The following is a 1,242-nucleotide window of genomic DNA, read 5'->3' as shown; positions in this document are numbered from 1 at the left end:
CCGATCCGCGAGACGTGCCGTCGGCCACGAGCCGTGGGAGGAGGTAGAAGCTCCCCGTCCGGGCCGCGTCCGCTCCCCGGGGTGGAGGACGCCCTCGGCCTCGAGCGGCCCGTCGGCCAGCGGCTCCATGACGAGGCCGACCCGTTCGAGCACGTACGGGAACTCCGCCGCGGGCACGACCCTGGTCATGCCGGCACCTCCTGGTACAGGTACAGCTCGCGACTGCCGCGCGGGGCGTCCCACCCCTGCGCGAAGACCCGTGGACCGTCCGGCGTCGGCCAGCGCAGGAGCCCACCCCACGCGAGCGACCCGCCGGCGTGCACGTCGCGCTGCGTGAAGGGGGCGTCGACCGCGTAGAGCGCCTGCCCGGCTGCGAACGCCCCGTCGTGGTCGGCGAGGAAGAAGTCGAGGACGAGCCGGTCGCCGTCGACCACGGCGCAGGCGACCTCGTGCACGTGCTGCCCGAGGGTGCTGACGTCGAGGTAGTCCTCGTGCGTGAAGGTCCAGTGCAGCATGTCGTCCGAGTGCCCGACGGTGAGCTTCCCGCCGCACCCCTCGGACACGTACATGAGGTACTCGCCGCCGATCCGGACCGCGTTGCCGGCGTCGTCCCGCGGGATCACCGCGCCCTTCGCCCACAGGTGCGAGACCTCGTACGGCACGACGATGCCGGTCTTCTCCCAGTGCACGAGGTCGTCGGAGACCGCCAGGGCGATGTCGCACCCGACGTCGCCCGCGTCCGGGTACGTCTCGCGGAGGTCGCTGCCCCGCGTGTCCCAGATCGCGTTGTAGTAGCACCACCAGCGCCCTTCGGCGCGGTAGAGCTTCGGGTCCTCGACGCCGAGGCCCTCGTTCGACTCCGTCGGCCAGAGGATCGGCGCGCCGTCGTCGACCCAGCCGTCCGCGGTCAGGACCGCGTGCCCGACCCGGGACGACGTCGACTCCTTCACCGGGGACGCCCGGTAGACGAGGTGGAGGGCGTGTCGTGCCTCCAGGCCGGTCGCGGGGTCCACCGCGACCACCGTGCCACGCTCGTCGGGCGCGACCGCGAGGGTGGGGTTGAAGACCGAGGACGCGGTCCAGCCGATGCCCGTCGGGTCGGTCCACCCGGGTGCCGTGAAGGTGAGCGACGGGTCCCGGCGGAACGGGCCGACCATCCACGCGGGTGGGTCGTCGTAGTGTGCCGAGAAGTCGTCGGTCGAGATGCGGTCGGTCAGCGCGTTCGTGTGCTGCAGGGCGCGC

General features: G+C 72.7%; 2 protein-coding genes. Both read right to left on the bottom strand.

What is annotated here, in order from left to right; genetic code table 11:
* On the bottom strand, positions 1-189 hold a 189-nt coding region (locus I59_RS02395), incomplete at its 3' end, for a hypothetical protein (RefSeq protein WP_031272515.1).
* Positions 186-1,242, bottom strand: a 1,057-nt coding sequence (locus tag I59_RS02390; protein ID WP_031272514.1) for a hypothetical protein, incomplete at its 5' end; no start/stop codon positions are given. The genes I59_RS02395 and I59_RS02390, both read right to left, overlap by 4 nt.

The organism is Curtobacterium sp. B8 (assembly GCF_000333315.1).
GTDB lineage: Bacteria > Actinomycetota > Actinomycetes > Actinomycetales > Microbacteriaceae > Curtobacterium > Curtobacterium luteum.
This window is presented reverse-complemented; position numbering and strand designations above follow the sequence as displayed.